The organism is Methylotuvimicrobium alcaliphilum 20Z (assembly GCF_000968535.2).
Classification (GTDB): Bacteria; Pseudomonadota; Gammaproteobacteria; order Methylococcales; family Methylomonadaceae; genus Methylotuvimicrobium; species Methylotuvimicrobium alcaliphilum.
In genome coordinates, this window is record NC_016112.1 from 4151754 (window position 1) to 4168841 (window position 17088).

The 17088-nt window shown below is 50.6% G+C and carries 15 protein-coding genes; all 15 read right to left on the bottom strand.

Going from position 1 to position 17088, the window contains the following annotated elements; genetic code table 11:
* Positions 1-24: 24 nt before the first annotated feature.
* Complete coding sequence (gene ftsZ / locus MEALZ_RS17625; protein ID WP_014150008.1) at positions 25-1182, bottom strand: cell division protein FtsZ; 1158 nt, start codon at positions 1180-1182, stop codon at positions 25-27.
* A gap of 36 nt (positions 1183-1218) precedes the next feature.
* A complete protein-coding gene (gene ftsA / locus MEALZ_RS17630) occupies positions 1219-2445 on the bottom strand; it encodes a cell division protein FtsA (protein WP_014150009.1) in 1227 nt (408 codons plus the stop codon).
* A 35-nt stretch (positions 2446-2480) separates the two neighbouring features.
* A complete protein-coding gene (locus MEALZ_RS17635; protein ID WP_014150010.1) occupies positions 2481-3221 on the bottom strand; it encodes a cell division protein FtsQ/DivIB in 741 nt (246 codons plus the stop codon).
* 6 nt (positions 3222-3227) lie between these two features.
* Positions 3228-4160 (bottom strand): D-alanine--D-alanine ligase, encoded by a 933-nt coding sequence (locus tag MEALZ_RS17640; protein ID WP_014150011.1) that lies wholly within the window; start codon positions 4158-4160, stop codon positions 3228-3230.
* On the bottom strand, positions 4157-5050 hold the full coding sequence (murB, locus tag MEALZ_RS17645; protein WP_014150012.1) for a UDP-N-acetylmuramate dehydrogenase: 894 nt from the start codon (positions 5048-5050) through the stop codon (positions 4157-4159). The genes MEALZ_RS17640 and murB overlap by 4 nt, the downstream gene beginning before the upstream one ends.
* Before the next feature lie 61 nt (positions 5051-5111).
* On the bottom strand, positions 5112-6551 hold the full coding sequence (gene murC, locus MEALZ_RS17650) for a UDP-N-acetylmuramate--L-alanine ligase (RefSeq protein ID WP_014150013.1): 1440 nt from the start codon (positions 6549-6551) through the stop codon (positions 5112-5114).
* Positions 6548-7603: an undecaprenyldiphospho-muramoylpentapeptide beta-N-acetylglucosaminyltransferase gene (gene murG / locus MEALZ_RS17655; protein WP_014150014.1), complete on the bottom strand. Its 1056-nt coding sequence runs from the start codon at positions 7601-7603 to the stop codon at positions 6548-6550. The genes murC and murG overlap by 4 nt, the downstream gene beginning before the upstream one ends.
* On the bottom strand, positions 7585-8763 hold the full coding sequence (ftsW, locus tag MEALZ_RS17660) for a putative lipid II flippase FtsW (protein WP_014150015.1): 1179 nt from the start codon (positions 8761-8763) through the stop codon (positions 7585-7587). Before ftsW ends, murG begins: the two co-directional genes overlap by 19 nt.
* Positions 8760-10136 (bottom strand): UDP-N-acetylmuramoyl-L-alanine--D-glutamate ligase, encoded by a 1377-nt coding sequence (gene murD / locus MEALZ_RS17665; protein ID WP_014150016.1) that lies wholly within the window; start codon positions 10134-10136, stop codon positions 8760-8762. The genes ftsW and murD overlap by 4 nt, the downstream gene beginning before the upstream one ends.
* Positions 10133-11215: a phospho-N-acetylmuramoyl-pentapeptide-transferase gene (gene mraY, locus MEALZ_RS17670; RefSeq protein ID WP_014150017.1), complete on the bottom strand. Its 1083-nt coding sequence runs from the start codon at positions 11213-11215 to the stop codon at positions 10133-10135. Before mraY ends, murD begins: the two co-directional genes overlap by 4 nt.
* A 1-nt stretch (position 11216) precedes the next feature.
* Positions 11217-12578 (bottom strand): UDP-N-acetylmuramoyl-tripeptide--D-alanyl-D-alanine ligase, encoded by a 1362-nt coding sequence (locus tag MEALZ_RS17675; protein WP_014150018.1) that lies wholly within the window; start codon positions 12576-12578, stop codon positions 11217-11219.
* Entirely contained in the window at positions 12575-14041 is a 1467-nt protein-coding gene (locus MEALZ_RS17680; protein WP_014150019.1) for a UDP-N-acetylmuramoyl-L-alanyl-D-glutamate--2,6-diaminopimelate ligase, read from the bottom strand. The genes MEALZ_RS17675 and MEALZ_RS17680 overlap by 4 nt, the downstream gene beginning before the upstream one ends.
* Complete coding sequence (locus MEALZ_RS17685) at positions 14038-15777, bottom strand: peptidoglycan D,D-transpeptidase FtsI family protein (protein ID WP_014150020.1); 1740 nt, start codon at positions 15775-15777, stop codon at positions 14038-14040. Before MEALZ_RS17685 ends, MEALZ_RS17680 begins: the two co-directional genes overlap by 4 nt.
* Positions 15778-16056: a cell division protein FtsL gene (gene ftsL / locus MEALZ_RS17690; protein ID WP_014150021.1), complete on the bottom strand. Its 279-nt coding sequence runs from the start codon at positions 16054-16056 to the stop codon at positions 15778-15780.
* The gene (gene rsmH, locus MEALZ_RS17695) at positions 16053-16979 is read right to left on the bottom strand and encodes a 16S rRNA (cytosine(1402)-N(4))-methyltransferase RsmH (RefSeq protein WP_014150022.1); all 927 of its coding nucleotides are present in this window, start codon (positions 16977-16979) and stop codon (positions 16053-16055) included. Before rsmH ends, ftsL begins: the two co-directional genes overlap by 4 nt.
* Between the last annotated feature and the right edge of the window lie 109 nt (positions 16980-17088).

Consider the following 17088-nt stretch of genomic DNA (forward strand, 5'->3'; position numbering starts at 1 on the left):
TTCGGACTGCCCGCCAGCTCCCGATTAATCGGCTTGCCGTCTCAAAAATGCAGGAATATCCAAATAGTCCATGTCGACGTCTTTTTTCGGCTGCGCCCCGAAACGTGTGTTACGCGGCTCCGACCGGTTTTGGCGAATCACAGTTGGCTTCTCAAAGTTGGTATAATCATTATCCACAGCGGCTTGTTTGACCGCCAGTTTGATCGGTGCCGCGACTGCTGCAGGTTGAGAACCCATGCCTGTCGCGACAACGGTCACCTTGATTTCATCGCCCAGGGTTGGGTCGATCGCGGTACCGATTTTGATAATGGCATCCTCTGCACCGAACTCATGAACGATATTACCAACTTCATCGAATTCGGAAATCATCATATCGGCGGCACTGATGTTAACTAAGATGCCGCGCGCGCCTTGTAGATTGATGTCTTCCAACAATGGACAGGCAATGGCTTTTTCTGCCGCTTCTCTCGCTCTATTTTCGCCGGATGCGGAACCGGTACCCATGATTGCGGCTCCCATTCCCGACATCACGGTTCTAACATCGGCAAAATCGACATTGATCATACCCGGATGGGTAATCAATTCAGTAATGCCTTGAACCGCATCTAATAGCACATTGTTGGCGGCACTGAAGGCGCTCATCAACGAAATATTGTTACCCAATACCGGCAGTAATTTTTGATTCGGGATCGTTATCAACGAATCGACATATTTTTCCAATGCGACAATACCTTGTTCGGCGACCGCCATTTTCTTTTTGCCTTCAAAGTGAAACGGCTTGGTCACGACCGCCACGGTTAAAATCCCCAAGTCTTTGGCTATCTCGGCAATAATCGGAATCGCGCCAGTCCCGGTTCCGCCACCCATGCCGGCTGTCAAGAACACCATGTCGGCACCTTGTATGACTTCACGAATCCTATCCCGATTTTCTTCGGCGGCTTGCTGGCCCACATTGGGGTCGGTTCCCGCGCCTAAACCTTTTGTTAATTCCGCGCCTAATTGAATGATCGTATCGACATTAAGTTTCTTCAATGCTTGAGCATCCGTATTGGCACAAATAAATTGCACGCCGTCGATCTGTTTTTCAACCATATGGTTGACCGCGTTTCCGCCGCCACCGCCGACCCCAATGACTTTTATTACGGCATTTTCAGCGCCGATATCCAACAACTCGTATTTCATTTCGATTCCCCTTACAAAATCACAATTTTTTAGTTCTTAAAAATTACCCTGAAACCATTTCTTTATCTTGCCGATGAACCCGGTGTTTTCGACATCGAGCCCTTCAAAACTTCCTCTATGCTCTTTCCCATAGAGCAACAATCCAACCCCTGTGGAATGAACGGGGTTTTTCACCGCATCGGTCAATCCCGAAACATGTTGTGGCACCCCCATGCGAACCGGCATATGAAAAATCTCCTCGGCCAACTCTATCAATCCCGTTACTTTCGAGCTCCCTCCCGTCACCACGATGCCTGCAGCTATCATTTCTTCGTATCCGCTACGTCTTAATTCCGCTTGCACCAGCAGCATCAATTCTTCATAACGCGGCTCGATAATTTCCGCGAGATTTTGCACCGATATTTTACGCGGAGCTCGATCCCCGATACTCGGCACTTCAATTAACTGTTCGGTATTCGCTAATTGCGTCAATGCGCAGGCGTATTTCTGCTTGATTTGTTCGGCGTTTTGGGTCGGCGTTCTCAGGGCTACCGCGATATCGTTAGTCACCTGGTCGCCGGCTATCGGAATCACAGCCGTATGCTTAATCGCGCCGTTTGCGAATACCGCGATATCGGTCGTGCCGCCTCCGATATCGATCAAACAGACCCCTAAATCCTTTTCATCTTCGGTTAACACCGAATTACAAGACGCCAGCTGCTCCAAAACGATATCGTCGACTTCGAGCCCGCAGCGGCGTATGCATTTGATGATGTTTTGCGCGGCGCTGGCGCTGCCGGTCACCATATGGACTTTCGCTTCGAGTCGAATACCCGACATTCCGATCGGCTCTTTGATACCGTCTTGCAGATCGATCACAAATTCTTGCGGCAAAATATGCAAGATTTTCTGATCGGCCGGAATCGCAACCGCTCGTGCCGAATCTATCACTCGATCGATATCGTATTGCGTAACTTCTTTTTCCTTTATGGCAACGATACCGTGCGAATTGAGACTGCGAATATGGCCGCCGGCGATTCCGGCAAATACCGAGGTAATTTGACAACCGGCCATCAGCTCAGCTTCCTCGACAGCTCGCCTAATCGACTGCACGGTCGATTCCAGATTGACCACGACACCTTTTTTCAAGCCTCTTGATACCGTACATCCGATACCAATAACTTCCATCTCGCCGCCGTCCGTATATTCGCCGACAATAGCCGCGACTTTGGAGGTTCCTATATCAAGCCCGACTACTACATTTCGATCTGATTTTTTTGCCATTATATAAACTCTTACAACGCTCTTATCTTCGTCTGTTAGGACTGTCGCCGCTCGGCGGCCATTTTTTTCCAGTCTATTGCTTTAGCTTCCGGCTTCCACAACACGGTATATCCGTTCGGATATCTTAAATCGACTTTGGCCATCGCATCGATTTGCTCCGGCCCAAACAATTGCAGTGTTTTCAAAAATCGCTGAAAACTTTTAAGTTGCTCCTTCCTGCCCAGCAAAACCTCCGTTCCATTACTTAACAGAATCCGCCATGATCGCCTTTCATCAATAACGAATTCGCTTAATCCTAAGGCCCGATCGGCTAACGTTGTGCTGATGCCTTTCATAATCTCCAGTACTTTTTGCTGCTGCCCTGAAGGCCCCACCAACATCGGTAAATGATCGAAGCGATCGACATTCGCCGGAATAAACACCTCTCCGCGAGCATTGAGTAAGCCGATCTTCCCCCAGCGTGCTACAGCTGCCTGCTCATATACTTTTATATCAATCGCATCGGGCCAAACTCTTTTGACGCTGACTTTATCGACCCAAGGCATTTGTTCGACCGCTTCCTTGATCGCCTCGATATCGGCGGAAAAAAAACCCGTCTTTACCAGAGGCAACAATATTTCCTTCACTTCGCTTTTGCTAATATATTGAAAAACCCCTTCCGTTCTTACGTATTTGATGGCAGTAGCATGCGCTTCGTAATTTTTCAGATTACTCCATACGACCCACGTTATGCCTATCAATATCAAGGCACTCGCTATAATTCCGGAACCTCGCATGATTCCTTATCCGTAACTCGTTTCGAGAATTCGCCATACCAATTCCTCAAAGCTTATTCCTGCCTGTTTGGCGGCCATCGGCACTAAGCTGTGATCGGTCATGCCGGGCACGGTATTGACTTCAATCAATTGTGTCTGACCGGAATTATCGATGAACGCATCAACCCGCGCCCAACCCTCGACCGCCAGCGCCTCGCAAGCCGACACCGCCAATGCTTGAAGACGCTGTTCCGTCTCTGCATCTAGCCCGCATGGACAATGATAGCGAGTGGTATTCGCTCTATATTTCGCTTCGAAATCGTAAAACACATTCGGCGTTTCGAGGCGAATAACAGGCAGCGCTTCCCCGTTTAATACCGCGATCGTATATTCGTTGCCGCTAACCCAGGCCTCGGCATAGACATCGCACCCGGATTGCATAGCCAGACGAAAAGCTTCAATCAATTCCGTTAAGCTATTCGCCTTGCTCATGCCGATGCTGGACCCTTCCAAAGCCGGCTTAACGATAAGCGGTAAGCCAAGCTTTTCTATGCAAGCCTGCGCATCGTTTTCGCTTTTCAATAAAAACCATTTCGGTGTCGGCAAGCCTAAGCCCTGCCAACATAGTTTTGTGCGCAGTTTATCCATACTTAAGGCTGAAGCTAATACGCCGCTACCCGTATAAGGCAATCGCATCGCTTCTAAAACGCCTTGTAACACACCATCCTCGCCACCGCGGCCGTGAATAATATTGAAGACACGGTCCGCTTTGACGCCGGTCAGTGCATCAATTGCACTGCCGGTGACATCGACGACCTCAACATCTAAACCTTGGCTTTTCAATGCCTGAAACACCGCCGCGCCACTGATCAATGAAATTTCACGCTCGGCTGCCGTACCTCCCATGAGCACGGCCACGCGCCCGAATTGTTCGGGTTGTTTTATTTGAGTCGGCTTCATAAAGATTCACCCACCACACAAACTTCTGTTAGCAATCTTATCCCCTGCATTGTTTCCACGGTGTCTTGGACATAACCGATCAACGTTTCGATATCCGCCGCGTTTGCACCGCCTGTATTGACGATGAAGTTAGCGTGCTTGGCCGATACTTCGGCGCCTCCAATACGGTAGCCCTTCAATCCGCATGCTTCTATCAGCCGAGCGGCAAAATCGCCCGGCGGATTTTTGAATACCGAGCCGCAACTCGGCTGGTTGGTCGGTTGTGTCTGATTGCGTCGTTCCAACAATATCTTTATTTTTTGCTGGCTCTCGGCCACATCCCCCGGTTCCAGTCTCAACTCGGCGGACAAAAACCATTCTTGCGCCGGACCCGATACCGAACGATAGGCTATGTCGTAATCCGGGCGGTTTCGTTGTCTAATTTGTCCGAACGCATCAACCGTTTCAACGCTGTCAACGATAGCCCAGGTCTCACCGCCAAAAGCCCCCGCGTTCATTTTCAACGCACCGCCGAGAGTGCCGGGAATACCCGCTAGGAATTCGGCGCCAACCATGCCTTGTTCGCCGCAATATCTGGCGATTAATGCACAAGGAACGCCGGCTTCGACATATACGATAGATCCATCTTTTTTACTCATGCGCTTCAGTCGGTTACGCGTATTGATGACCGTCCCGCGAATACCGCCATCCCTAACCAACAAATTACTGCCTAGACCCAACCAAAAAAGCGGCTCTCTGCCATGCTGCGACTTTATAAAATTGATCAGGTCTTGTTTATCCTGCGGTATAAACATCCAGTCGGCCTCGCCGCCTACCCGCCAACTGGTATATTTGGCTAATTTTTCATGAGCAAGTAACCGCCCCTTTATTTCATCACGCACTGATTTCATCGCTCAATGATTGCGTTTTTCATCATATCTTGGCCACCTGTTTTCATCACGGGGTCTACGATCAACGATGTTCCAGCGCTGCCGCCAATTGCTCCGGCAAGTCGGTGGCAATTTGTCCGACATTGCCTGCCCCCATTGTCAGCAATACGTCGCCGGCTTGTAAAATGCCTGCCAATATTTCCGGTAGCTCTTCCAAGTCTTCGACGAAAACAGGATCAACTTGCCCTCTAACCCTGATCGCGCGACTCAAGGCCCGCCCGTCGGCACCGGTAATCGGAGCTTCTCCTGCCGGATAAACATCGAGCAAGATCAAGACATCGACGCTCGACAGCACTTGTACGAAATCCTCGAACAAATCCCGAGTGCGGGTATAGCGATGCGGTTGAAAGACAATGACTTCCCGCCGATTCGGCCATGCCTGTCGCACAGCTTCCAACGTCGCTGCAATTTCGCGTGGATGATGCCCGTAATCGTCGACCATCGTTAATCTGCCCTTATCGATCGGCAAATCACCATGTATTTGAAACCGTCTTCCAACACCTTTAAATGCTTGCAGGCTTTTAACAATGGCCGCGTCGTCGACATCCAAAGCCGTCGCGATCGCAATCGCCGCCAATGCATTGAGCATGTTATGCCAACCCGGCATATTCAAGGTTACCTTAAGCGGTTCGTAGCCTCCGGCACGCAATACTATGAAGCTCGTAAACATACCGTCTTGAACGACCTCAACGGCCCGAACATCTGCTTGTTTATCAACTCCGTAAGTCTTGAAGGGTTTGGACATCTGCGACAACACTTCTCGAACACCCTCATCATCGATACACATCACCGCCAATCCGTAAAACGGCAATTGATGAATGAACTTGATGAAAGTATCTTTTAAATTGCTATAGCTGCCTTGATAGGTCGCCATATGGTCCTGATCGATATTGGTCACGACCGCCATCATCGGCTGTAAAAATAAAAACGAAGCATCGCTTTCATCGGCTTCGGCAACCAAATAATGTCCTTGTCCGAGCTTGGCATTCGCGCCTGCACTGTTCAACCGTCCGCCAATTACGAAAGTCGGATCCAGGCCGGCTTCGGCTAGGATGCTCGCGATCAAACTGGTCGTCGTCGTCTTTCCATGCGTTCCGGCGACAGCAATGCCGAAACGGAAACGCATTAATTCGGCAAGCATTTCGGCGCGCGGAATAACCGGGATTCGCTTAATAACGGCTTCGTCGATTTCCGCATTGCTACGGTCGACTGCCGACGAAACGACAACCACATCGGCATCGCTGATATTCTCTCGGCGATGTCCGATAGTGACGCTAACACCTAGTTCAACCAATCTTTTGGTAGCAGCGCTTTCCTTAAGATCCGATCCTGAAACCTGGTAGCCTAAGTTCGATAAAACTTCGGCAATTCCACTCATACCGGTACCGCCGATACCGACGAAATGAATGCGATCAATGTTACCTAAGGCCTTGGTCGGCATTTTGACTCTAGGAAGATTCATCGTCCGACCTCCGCTTGACAACACAATGCCACAGCCTCTGTCGCATCCAGCTTGGCGCAGGCTCTCGTTTTCTTGCCCATTTCAGCCAAACGCTCGACCACGTCCTTGATTCGCTCGGCCAAAGTTTCGGGCGATAAATCTTTTTGCGGTAGAATCATGGCGCCTCCGACATCGGCCAAATAGCGCGCATTCGCGTTTTGATGATCGTCGATCGCATGCGGTAATGGAATCAACACAGCCGGAATACCGGCTGCAGCCAATTCGCTGACCGTCATTGCCCCGGCCCGGCACACCGCGATATCGGCCCATCGGTAAGCCTCTGCCATATCTTCGATAAATGCGGATACTTCCGCATCGACGCCTAATTCTTGATAACGCTGTTCGACTTGAGTACGCATGATTTCGCCTGTTTGATGCCTGACTTTCAATCCGCTCACGACCGCAACCGCATCCGGAACGACTTGATTCAGCACCTGCGCCCCCTGACTACCGCCGATAACCAGCAACCTGACCGCATCTCCGGGCTGATGCTCTTTTTTTTCAGGAATCCCTATCAATTCTTTACGTAGCGGATTGCCGCTCCATAATGCATTTATTTTTTTATCGAAGCTTCCTGGAAACGCTTCCAGCACTCGGTTAGCCCATTTGGCTAACAAGCGGTTAGTCGTACCCGGCACTCGGTTTTGTTCATGAATCACCAGAGGAATGCCCATTAATTTAGCCATTAACCCCCCCGGCCCCGAGACAAAGCCGCCCATACCCAAAACGACATCCGGCTTGCGGCGGCGCAAAATCCGCCACGCTTGCCCGCAGGCTTTTATCAACAACAATACGGCCTTGATTTTCGAGAATAGCCCTTTGCCGCGAACACCTGCCACCGACAGCCAATCGATGTCAATTTTGTGCGCCGGAACGACGCGGCTTTCCAAGCCGCCTTTTGTACCGAGCCAACTCATTTGCCAGCCTTGTTCGGCAAGATAATTGGCTACCGCCAGTGCCGGAAACACATGCCCGCCGGTTCCACCGGCCATGATTAAGATACGCGCGCCCAAACCGGCCTCCTTTTAGGCTGGCTTGCAGTCATTTCCTGAACTTCGCTATTGACTCGACACAATATTGCCACCGCACAACACATCACGATCATACTGCCGCCCCCGTAACTCATCAGAGGCAAAGTTAAACCCTTAGTCGGCAACATACCCATGTTGACGCCCATATTGATGAACGACTGGAAGCCGAACCAAATCCCGATTCCGTAGGCAATGAATGCCGCGAATTTGTTGCCGACCGCTTCGGCTTTAGCGCCGATATCAATGGCGCGCCAAACCAATAGTGCGAATAGTACAATGACCGTGACGACACCCAATAAACCCAATTCCTCGGCAATCACCGAAAACAAAAAATCGGTATGCGCCTCGGGCAAATAAAACAATTTTTGAATCCCGCTACCGAGTCCTACACCAAACCACTCGCCCCGCCCAAACGATATCAACGCCTGAACCAATTGAAAACCGGTGTCCTGCGGATCAGCCCAGGGATCCAAAAAACTGATCACTCGCCGTAGACGATAGGGCGAAACAATCACCAGCATCGCAGCTATCGCTAAAACCGAGGCCAATAAGATGCCGAATTGCCATAAACGGGCGCCAGCCAAAAACATCACGCCCAAGGCAATAATCAGAATCACGACTGCCGAGCCGAAATCGGGCTCCATCAGCAACAATACGCATGCGACCGTGAACAATAACAATGGCTTAAGCAAGCCGAACGAGGAGTTTCTAACCGAGTCCTCGTAACGCGTGACATAACTCGCCATATAAATGACCGAAATCAATTTTACGACTTCCGAAACCTGGATACGGAATCCGCCTATCGACAACCATCGAACCGCACCATTGACCCTGACGCCAAGCCCCGGTATCAATACCAATACCAACAAACCCAGACCGAATACGAATAAATTCGGCCCCCATTGCTCCCATTTTCTGAGCGGCACGGTAAAAACACCCGCCGCCAACACCAAACCCAGCCCGATATGGATCATCTGCTTGGTCGGATAAAGTAGGCTGTTGTTGTCCAGCTTCGCGCCCAAGTGCAACGAAGAAGACGACACCATCACATAACCGATGAGCAATAATCCCGTAATTACAGCAAGCAATAACGGATCGAAATAAAACCGGCCGGCTTTAATTGGCGCTATCTGAAGGCTCATGCATTTAGCTCCATAACTGCGGTCGCAAATTTTTCGCCGCGTTCTTTATAGCTTTTATATTGATCGAGACTCGCGCAAGCCGGAGAAAGCAATACGGTATCGCCTTCATCGGCAATTTCGGCAGCAATTTTCACTGCCCGGGCGACATTTTCAGCTTTATAAATGGGCACGCTGCCATTCAATGCTTGCTCGATTAAAGGCCCGTCCTTGCCCATTAGGATCACGCTTTTTGCCTTGCGTTGGATCGCCGGGACTAATTCGTTCATGTCCGCGCCCTTTGCATCGCCACCTGCTATCAAAATCACCTGACGGGTATAACCTTCCAATGCGGCAACGCAAGCACCGATATTCGTTGCCTTTGAATCGTTAACCCAAGTGATGCCGTTTTTAACGGCAACTCGCTGCATGCGATGCTCTAAACCTTTAAATTTTTTTAATGCTTTGCACATCGATTGTTCGTCCAAACCGATCGCCGTACCCAACGCTATTGCCGCCAATGCATTCGCGGCATTATGCAGTCCTTCAAGCGGCAACTCGTCCAGCATCATCAACCGCTTGTGATTCTGCATCAAATATCCTTTATGGCCATCCCAAGCCAAATGGAATTCCGCCTCGCTATTGATTGAAAACGTCGAAATCTTCCGACCCGGCACGGCCATATCGATAACCAAGGGATCATCGGCATTCAAAACCATAGCGCCGGTGCCCCGAAATATTTTTTGTTTTTCCCGAGCATATTCAGCGACATTGTCATATCGGTCCAAATGATCCGGCGATATATTCAACACTGTCGCCGCAGAAGCATTCAGTATCTCGGTACGTTCCAATTGAAAACTGGATAATTCCAAAATATAAAGTTCGATGTCCGGCGCCAATAAGTCCAACGCCGGCGTTCCCAGGTTACCGCCGACTGCCGTTTTTTTTCCGGCTTCCTTAGCCATTGCGCCGAGCATGGTCGTTACAGTACTTTTACCGTTCGATCCGGTAATCGCGACGATCGGCGCCGCTGCACAGGCCGCCAACAAATCGATATCGCCGATGATTTTAGCGCCTTGCGCATGCGCCTTGACGATCGAATCTTCTCTAAGCGACACGCCGGGGCTGACAATCAAATGAGTCGCCACTTTAAAAGCATCGGCATCGAAACCGCCGGTAAACACTGCTGCATCGGGCAGGTTTTCCAATAGCTTGTCGAGCAGCGGCGGCTTTGCCCGGCTGTCGACGATGGCAAAGCGTATCCCTTGTGCATCTAAGAAGCGAGCGACCGATAACCCCGTTTCGCCGGCTCCGACTACCAGCACTCTGGAATTGGCCGAATCCAGACCAAACTTTTCGGATAATGCCGTGGCTGTATTGACTACATTCATCGTCATCTCAACTTCAAAGTCGACAAACCGATTAACACTAAAATAAAGGTCACGATCCAAAATCTGACAATAACGCGCGGCTCCGGCCAACCTTTCAATTCAAAGTGATGATGAAGCGGCGCCATGCGAAACACCCGTTTACCGGTCATTTTGAATGATGCGACTTGTATAATCACCGACAGGGTTTCCATCACGAATACGCCGCCCATAATCACCAAAACAATTTCCTGTCTAACCAGCACCGCCAAGACACCCAGCGCCGCACCCAGCGACAGTGCGCCGACATCGCCCATGAACACCATGGCCGGATAGGTGTTGAACCACAAGAAACCTAGCCCGGCGCCGATTAATGCTGCGCAAAACACGATCAATTCGCCCGAATTCGGCAAAAACGGTATAGCTAAATATTTCGCAAACTCGACATGGCCAGACAAATAGGCGAATATCCCCAGGCCTGCCGCCACCATGATAGTCGGCATGATCGCCAAGCCGTCCAAGCCATCGGTCAAATTCACCGCATTGCTGCTTCCGACGATGACAAAATAAGTCATAACAATATATAGCCAGCCCATTTCGATACCGACATCTTTGAAAAACGGCACGATGAACTGAGTCTCGGCCGGTGTGCTTGCCGTGACAAACAAATAGACGGCGGCACTCATTCCGATTAGCGATTGCCAAAAATATTTGGCCCTCGCCGACAACCCGTCGCTATTACCCAGCATGACTTTTTTATAATCGTCGACAAAACCGATGATGCCGAAGCCCATCGTAACGATAAAAATCACCCAGACATAACGGTTGTCGAGGTTGCTCCACAGCAAGGTACTAATGCCGACCGCAACCAGTATCAACGCACCGCCCATCGTCGGCGTTCCGGCTTTGTCGAAATGCGTTTTAGGCCCATCCGTGCGCACACATTGACCGATTTTTCTTCTGGTCAATTTTTTGATCATGAACGGCCCGATCACCAGCGAAATAATCAACGCAGTGAGCGCACCCAAAATGGCCCGCATCGTCAAATATTGAAACACCCGAAACGCACTATCGAGCGTCATCAAATATTCGGTTAAATAAAGTAACATGCTATTTCCTGTAATTCTCTACGATGGCTCCGACCACACGTTCCATGCGCTGAGCTCTCGACCCTTTCACGAGTAGGGTTTCATGACCGTTCATTTCGCGCTTCAAAGCTTCTGTTAATTCATCTTGCGTTTCGTAAAAAATGCCTCCTTCGCCAAAAGACTGCACGGTATTCCGAGCGTCGGCTCCGGTCGCGAACAGCCTTTTTACGCCAATCGTTTTCATGGCGTCACCCATTTCGCGGTGTATTTTCGCGCTTTCGGGTCCCAGTTCGCCAAAGGCGCCCAAAACCACCCAGGGCTCACCGCCGCATTCGATCAACACATCGAGCCCCGCCTTCAGCGATGCCGAGTTAGCGTTGTAGGTATCATCGATCACGATATTGCCCTGACGCCCGGCCAGCGGCTGTAACCGCCCGGTAACCGGCTGGACCTTTTCCAGTCCTTGCTTGATCGTCATCGGCTCAAAACCCAATGCGGTAGCGGCGGCACCTGCGGCCAAGGCATTCAGTACATTATGCCGGCCGGCCAATTTGAGCCGCATCGGATAACGCACCGCACCTTGAATCCATTCGAAAGCTGTCGCAAATTCGCCGTTTTCGATACGCGTTACGATGTTTTCGGCGCGAATATCGGCGCCTGGTTTTAGCCCGAACGACAATACCTTGCGTGTTCCTGCCTGCTCTTGCCAATAATCGAAATAGGTATCGTCATGATTCAACACCGCTGTCCCGTCCGAACCGAGAGAGCCGATAATTTCGCCTTTCGCTCGAGCGATGCCGTCGACACTGCCGAAACCTTCTAAATGCGCGGGGCCGACATTGCTAATAATCGTCACCTGCGGCCTGGCATACCGACTGGTATAGGCAATTTCACCGGCATGGTTCGCGCCCATCTCGATCACCGCATAGCGATGCTCGGCGCCCATCTTCATTAAGGTCAACGGCACACCGATGTCGTTGTTCAGATTGCCTTGGGTATAAAGAACCGGGCCTTGAATCCCCAATATCGCAGCGGTCATTTCTTTGACCGTGGTTTTGCCGTTGCTGCCGGTAATGCCAACCACTTGTGCAGCTTGCCTGTTCCGCCAAAAACCGGCCAATTCAGCCAGAGCCAGGCGAGTATCGGACACTACAACAATCGGCATCGTCACCTCGACCTTACGACTTAAGATCGCCGCGACTGCTCCTGCCTGCTCGGCATCACCGACAAAATCATTGCCATCGAATCGCTCGCCTTTGATCGCGCAATAGAGATTGCCCGTTTCGATGGTACGCGTGTCAATACTGACTCCCGTGACGACCTTATCCTCGCCGAACAGAACTCCGCCGACATAATCCGCGATTTCGCTCAACATTAACTTCATTGCCCGACTAACCTCAGTGCTTTTATTACGGTCTCTCTATCGCTAAAAGGTATCTTTCGGCCTTTTACTTCTTGATATTCTTCATGGCCTTTACCCGCGATCAACACACAATCACCGGAGCCGGCCTCGCTAATCGCTGTCTGTATCGCCAGCGCCCTGTCATGGATGACGGAAATGCCGCCCGACCGACAGCCTTCCATAATGGCTTCGACAATCATTTCCGGCGCTTCTCCGCGCGGGTTGTCATCGGTCAAAATAACCCGGTCCGCCCACTTTTGCGCAATACGGCCCATTTGCGACCGCTTGCCCTCATCCCGATCGCCGCCGCAGCCGAATACGACCGTCAATTGTTTTTCGCATTGCTTACGAAGTCCCTTCAATACTTTTTCAAGAGCATCCGGCGTATGGGCATAGTCGACAAAAACCCATGGCTCATTGCCGCCACCATAACGTTCCATGCGCCCTGGGATCGCTTGTAAGCGTTCGATTTTGATAGCCGCTTCATCAAAATCGATGCCGGAAGCCAATAACGTGGCAAAAACCGTTAACGCATTTTCCGCGTTGAATTCACCAAATAAAGGGATACAAACTTTTTTTTGTCGATCCCGCCAGCTCAAGTTAAGCTCGATTCCTGATAATGTCTGACGAAGCGAATCGCCGAGAACCGATTCGCCATAGGGTAAGGTTTTGCCTCGGAGAGTGCCGGCCCATACGATTACACCGTCGGGAACCGCTGCCAGCACTTGCTGACTGTAGGCATCATCCAAATTGATCACGGCAAATTTCACACCAGGCATTGCCAACAACCTTAATTTGGCTTGAACATACCGCTCCATCGAGCCGTGATAGTCCAAATGGTCGCGACTGATATTCGTATAAACAACCCCTTGAAAACGGATAGCGTTCACTCGTCCCTGCTCTAAGCCATGCGAGGAAACTTCCATCGCAACCGCTGTCAGTCGGTCGTCGAACAATTTCGCCAACATGCATTGAATCGCCAATGCATCCGGGGTCGTATTGATCGTTTGGTGTAAATGGCCCGAAACTCCCCAGCCTAAGGTACCGATAATCCCGCATCGATCCAGGGCTTGAGCTAAAAACTGGCTGCACGACGTTTTTCCGTTAGTGCCGGTTATGCCAATCACATGCAATCGACCGGACGGCTCGCCATAGAATCGGCTTGCGATCGCTCCCAACTTCATATTCAAATCTTCGACCGCGATAAATGGCACATCACTCAGACCGCCGCCTAACCATTCGTTCGCCCCACGAGACTCATAGAGCACCGCACTTGCCCCGAGTTCGAGAGCTTGGCGAACATGCGCCAAGCCATGCTGCCTAGCGCCTTGCACGGCGATGAACACGTCGCCCGGTTTAATATCCCGGCTATTCAGAGATAACCCTCGAACGATGATATCCGCTCCGGTCCTTGCATGGCCCAAGAGCAGTTCTGCTAATTTCATTGCGCTACGAGATCCGGGGTTTTACTGATCAAAACCGGCATGGTTTCTTCTTGGTCCGGCGCGACATCGAGTATTCTCAGCGCACCGGCCATAACTTTGGAAAATACGGGACCTGCCACCGCACCTCCATAATAAGCACCAGCCGAGGGTTCATCCACCATCACCGCGATCACGACGCGCGGATCGCTAGCCGGTGCCATACCGACAAAAATCGATAAATATTTTTTTTCTTTATAACCGCCTTCGCCGGCTTTTTTAGCCGTTCCAGTTTTGCCGGCGACTCGATAGCCATCGACCCTAGCCTGATAGGCAGTGCCGTCTTTCAACACGACTTGTTCCAGCATGGTTCTAATCGACTGGGCCGTTTTCTCGGAAAACACGCGTTTGGCTTCGGGGTCACGATCGCGTTTCAATAAACTAACCGAATGCAGCACGCCGTTATCGGCCAAAGCCGTATAAGCCCTTGCCAGTTGAAGCACCGAAGCATTCATACCGTAGCCGAACGATAAGGTCGCCTGCGCGAATTGATTCCAGCGTTGGTAATCCAGCACGCTACCACTTGCTTCCCCTGGAAAACCGATACCCGCCGCGTTGCCGAATCCTAATTGATTGTAAATGCCCCAAAAATAGTCCGGAGGCATCTCCAGTGCGACAATGCTGGTTGCAACATTGCTTGATTTTTTCAAGACATGCGTTAAATCGAGCGTGCCGTAGTTATGCACGTCCCTGACAACATTTCTGCCAATTCGGTATATTCCATTCGTTTCGATTTTTAAGTCAGGCTTGATGTAACCGCCGTCGAGCGCCGCAGCGATAACAAAGGGCTTGACCGTCGACCCCGGTTCGAAAACATCGGTAATCGCTCGATTCCTAAAAGCACTGCCCTTGAGATGCGTTCGGGTATTTGGATTGAACGCAGGATGGTTAGCATCGGCCAGCACCTCACCGGTTTTTGCGTCTAAGACAACCAATGCCGCTGCTTTCGCTCGGTGTTCTAGCACTGCCGACTGCAATTCTCGATAAGCCAAATATTGAATGCGCTCGTCGATACTTAATTGTACATTCCGCCCATCGATCGGTGCGGAGATCGCCTCGACATCACCGATAATTTGCCTTTTGCCGTCGCGAATAACCCGCTTGCTCCCGGCCGTCCCTCTCAGTACTGAGTCATAGGCAAGCTCAATACCTTCTTGGCCGACATCGTCAACATTCGTAAACCCGACCAAATGAGCCGATACCGGACCCGCCGGATAATAGCGTTTAAATTCCCGCTCGAAATAAACACCTGGGACATCTAATGCTTTTACTTGCGCAGCCAAATGCGGATTGATGCGCCGTTTGACATAAACAAAACGCCGCTTAGTACCTGGCACGATCAAGTTGTTAATTTTCCTATCAGGCAAATCGAGAAGCTTTTCCATTTGTCTGATATCAGCCTGTTCGGCACCCGCGAGTTCTTGCGGATTGACCCAAATCGATTGAACCGGGGTGCTAATCGCCAATGGCTCTCCGTTTCGGTCCAGTATCATGCCTCGATAAGCAGACACCGATACCGAACTGACATGACGCATGTCGCCCTGCTGTTTGAGAAATTGCTTTCTCAATACTTGCAGATCGAAGGCCCGAACAGCCAGCAAGCCCATCGCTCCAAGCATAAAAACCAGTAACACTTTACGTCTGACGGTAAAGTCCGTTTCCGGCTTCCCCTTTTTTTTACGCGTTGAAAAACCGTGCATCTAAGGTTTTAAATAAATAATTTTGTCTCGTTCCGGCATGACCAGTTTTAGCTTATCCCGAGCAATTTGTTCGACTCGATTTTCTTCCGCTAATGTCGTCAACTCCAACTGTAATTGCCCCCACTCCACTTCGTATCGATCCAGCTCGCGTTCTTGTTGCTGTATTTCGACAAACAGCAATCGTGACTGATACTTACTGTAAATGACCCCCAGTGCGGATCCCAGTAATAACAGCAACAAACCTGCCAAGGATAAAATAGCGCTCCTGGTTTCCGTCACAACCGCTCCGCCACGCGCATGATTGCGCTTCTTGACCGTGGATTTTTCGCTACCTCGTCTACACCGGCTTTAATCGCCTTGCCGACTTTGCGCAAAATCCCCTTCTTTATCTCAGATTCCATAATCGGCAATCTGCCTGGATCGTACTTGGCACCCGACTCCGCTCGGATAAAGCGTTTGGCGATTCGATCCTCCAATGAATGAAACGAGATCACAACCAGCCGTCCTCCGGGTTTCAATACATCGACCGCCTGTTCCAAACCACTTTTCAACTCTTCGAGTTCTCGATTGACTGCAATCCGAATTGCTTGAAATGTCCGTGTTGCAGGGTGTTTATGCTTTTCTCTAACAGGCACGCTGTTTACAATTAGCTCGGCAAGTTGCCGCGTCGTCGATAGCGGTTGCTCCCGGCGTTGTTCGACAATGGCGCGAGCAATTCGACGTGCAAAACGCTCTTCGCCGAATTCGAATAACACTTGAACCAAATCACGCTCATCGACTTCGGCCAACCATTGCGCTGCAGACAAACCCGAGCGATGGTCCATACGCATATCCAAAGGGCCGTCATATAAAAAACTAAACCCCCGTTCGGGGGTATCCAATTGCGGCGACGAAACACCTAAGTCCATTAGCAGGCCATCCACCCGCCCTTGCACATGCTCCTGCTCGGCGATAGCTTGTAACGACGAAAAGCATGCATGATGCAGGCTAAAACGCTTATCGCTCGCTATTTCTCGTGCCCATTCCGACTGAATCGCATCTGCGTCCCGGTCTAAGGCGAGTAAGCGGCCGGAAGGACCTAAACGATTCAAAATCCCCCGACTGTGTCCGCCACGCCCAAACGTACAATCGATATAAATGCCATCGGTTTTAATGGCAAGAGCTTGCAACGCCTCCGAAAATAATACGGGCGAATGCTCCATTTAATAAATCTCCCGTATTAACCCAGCCTTAACAATTTGTAGTGACCATGAATTACGATATCGAATATTACCATTAAGTTTCAATTACTTGCGCCAGCCAAATGTTGCA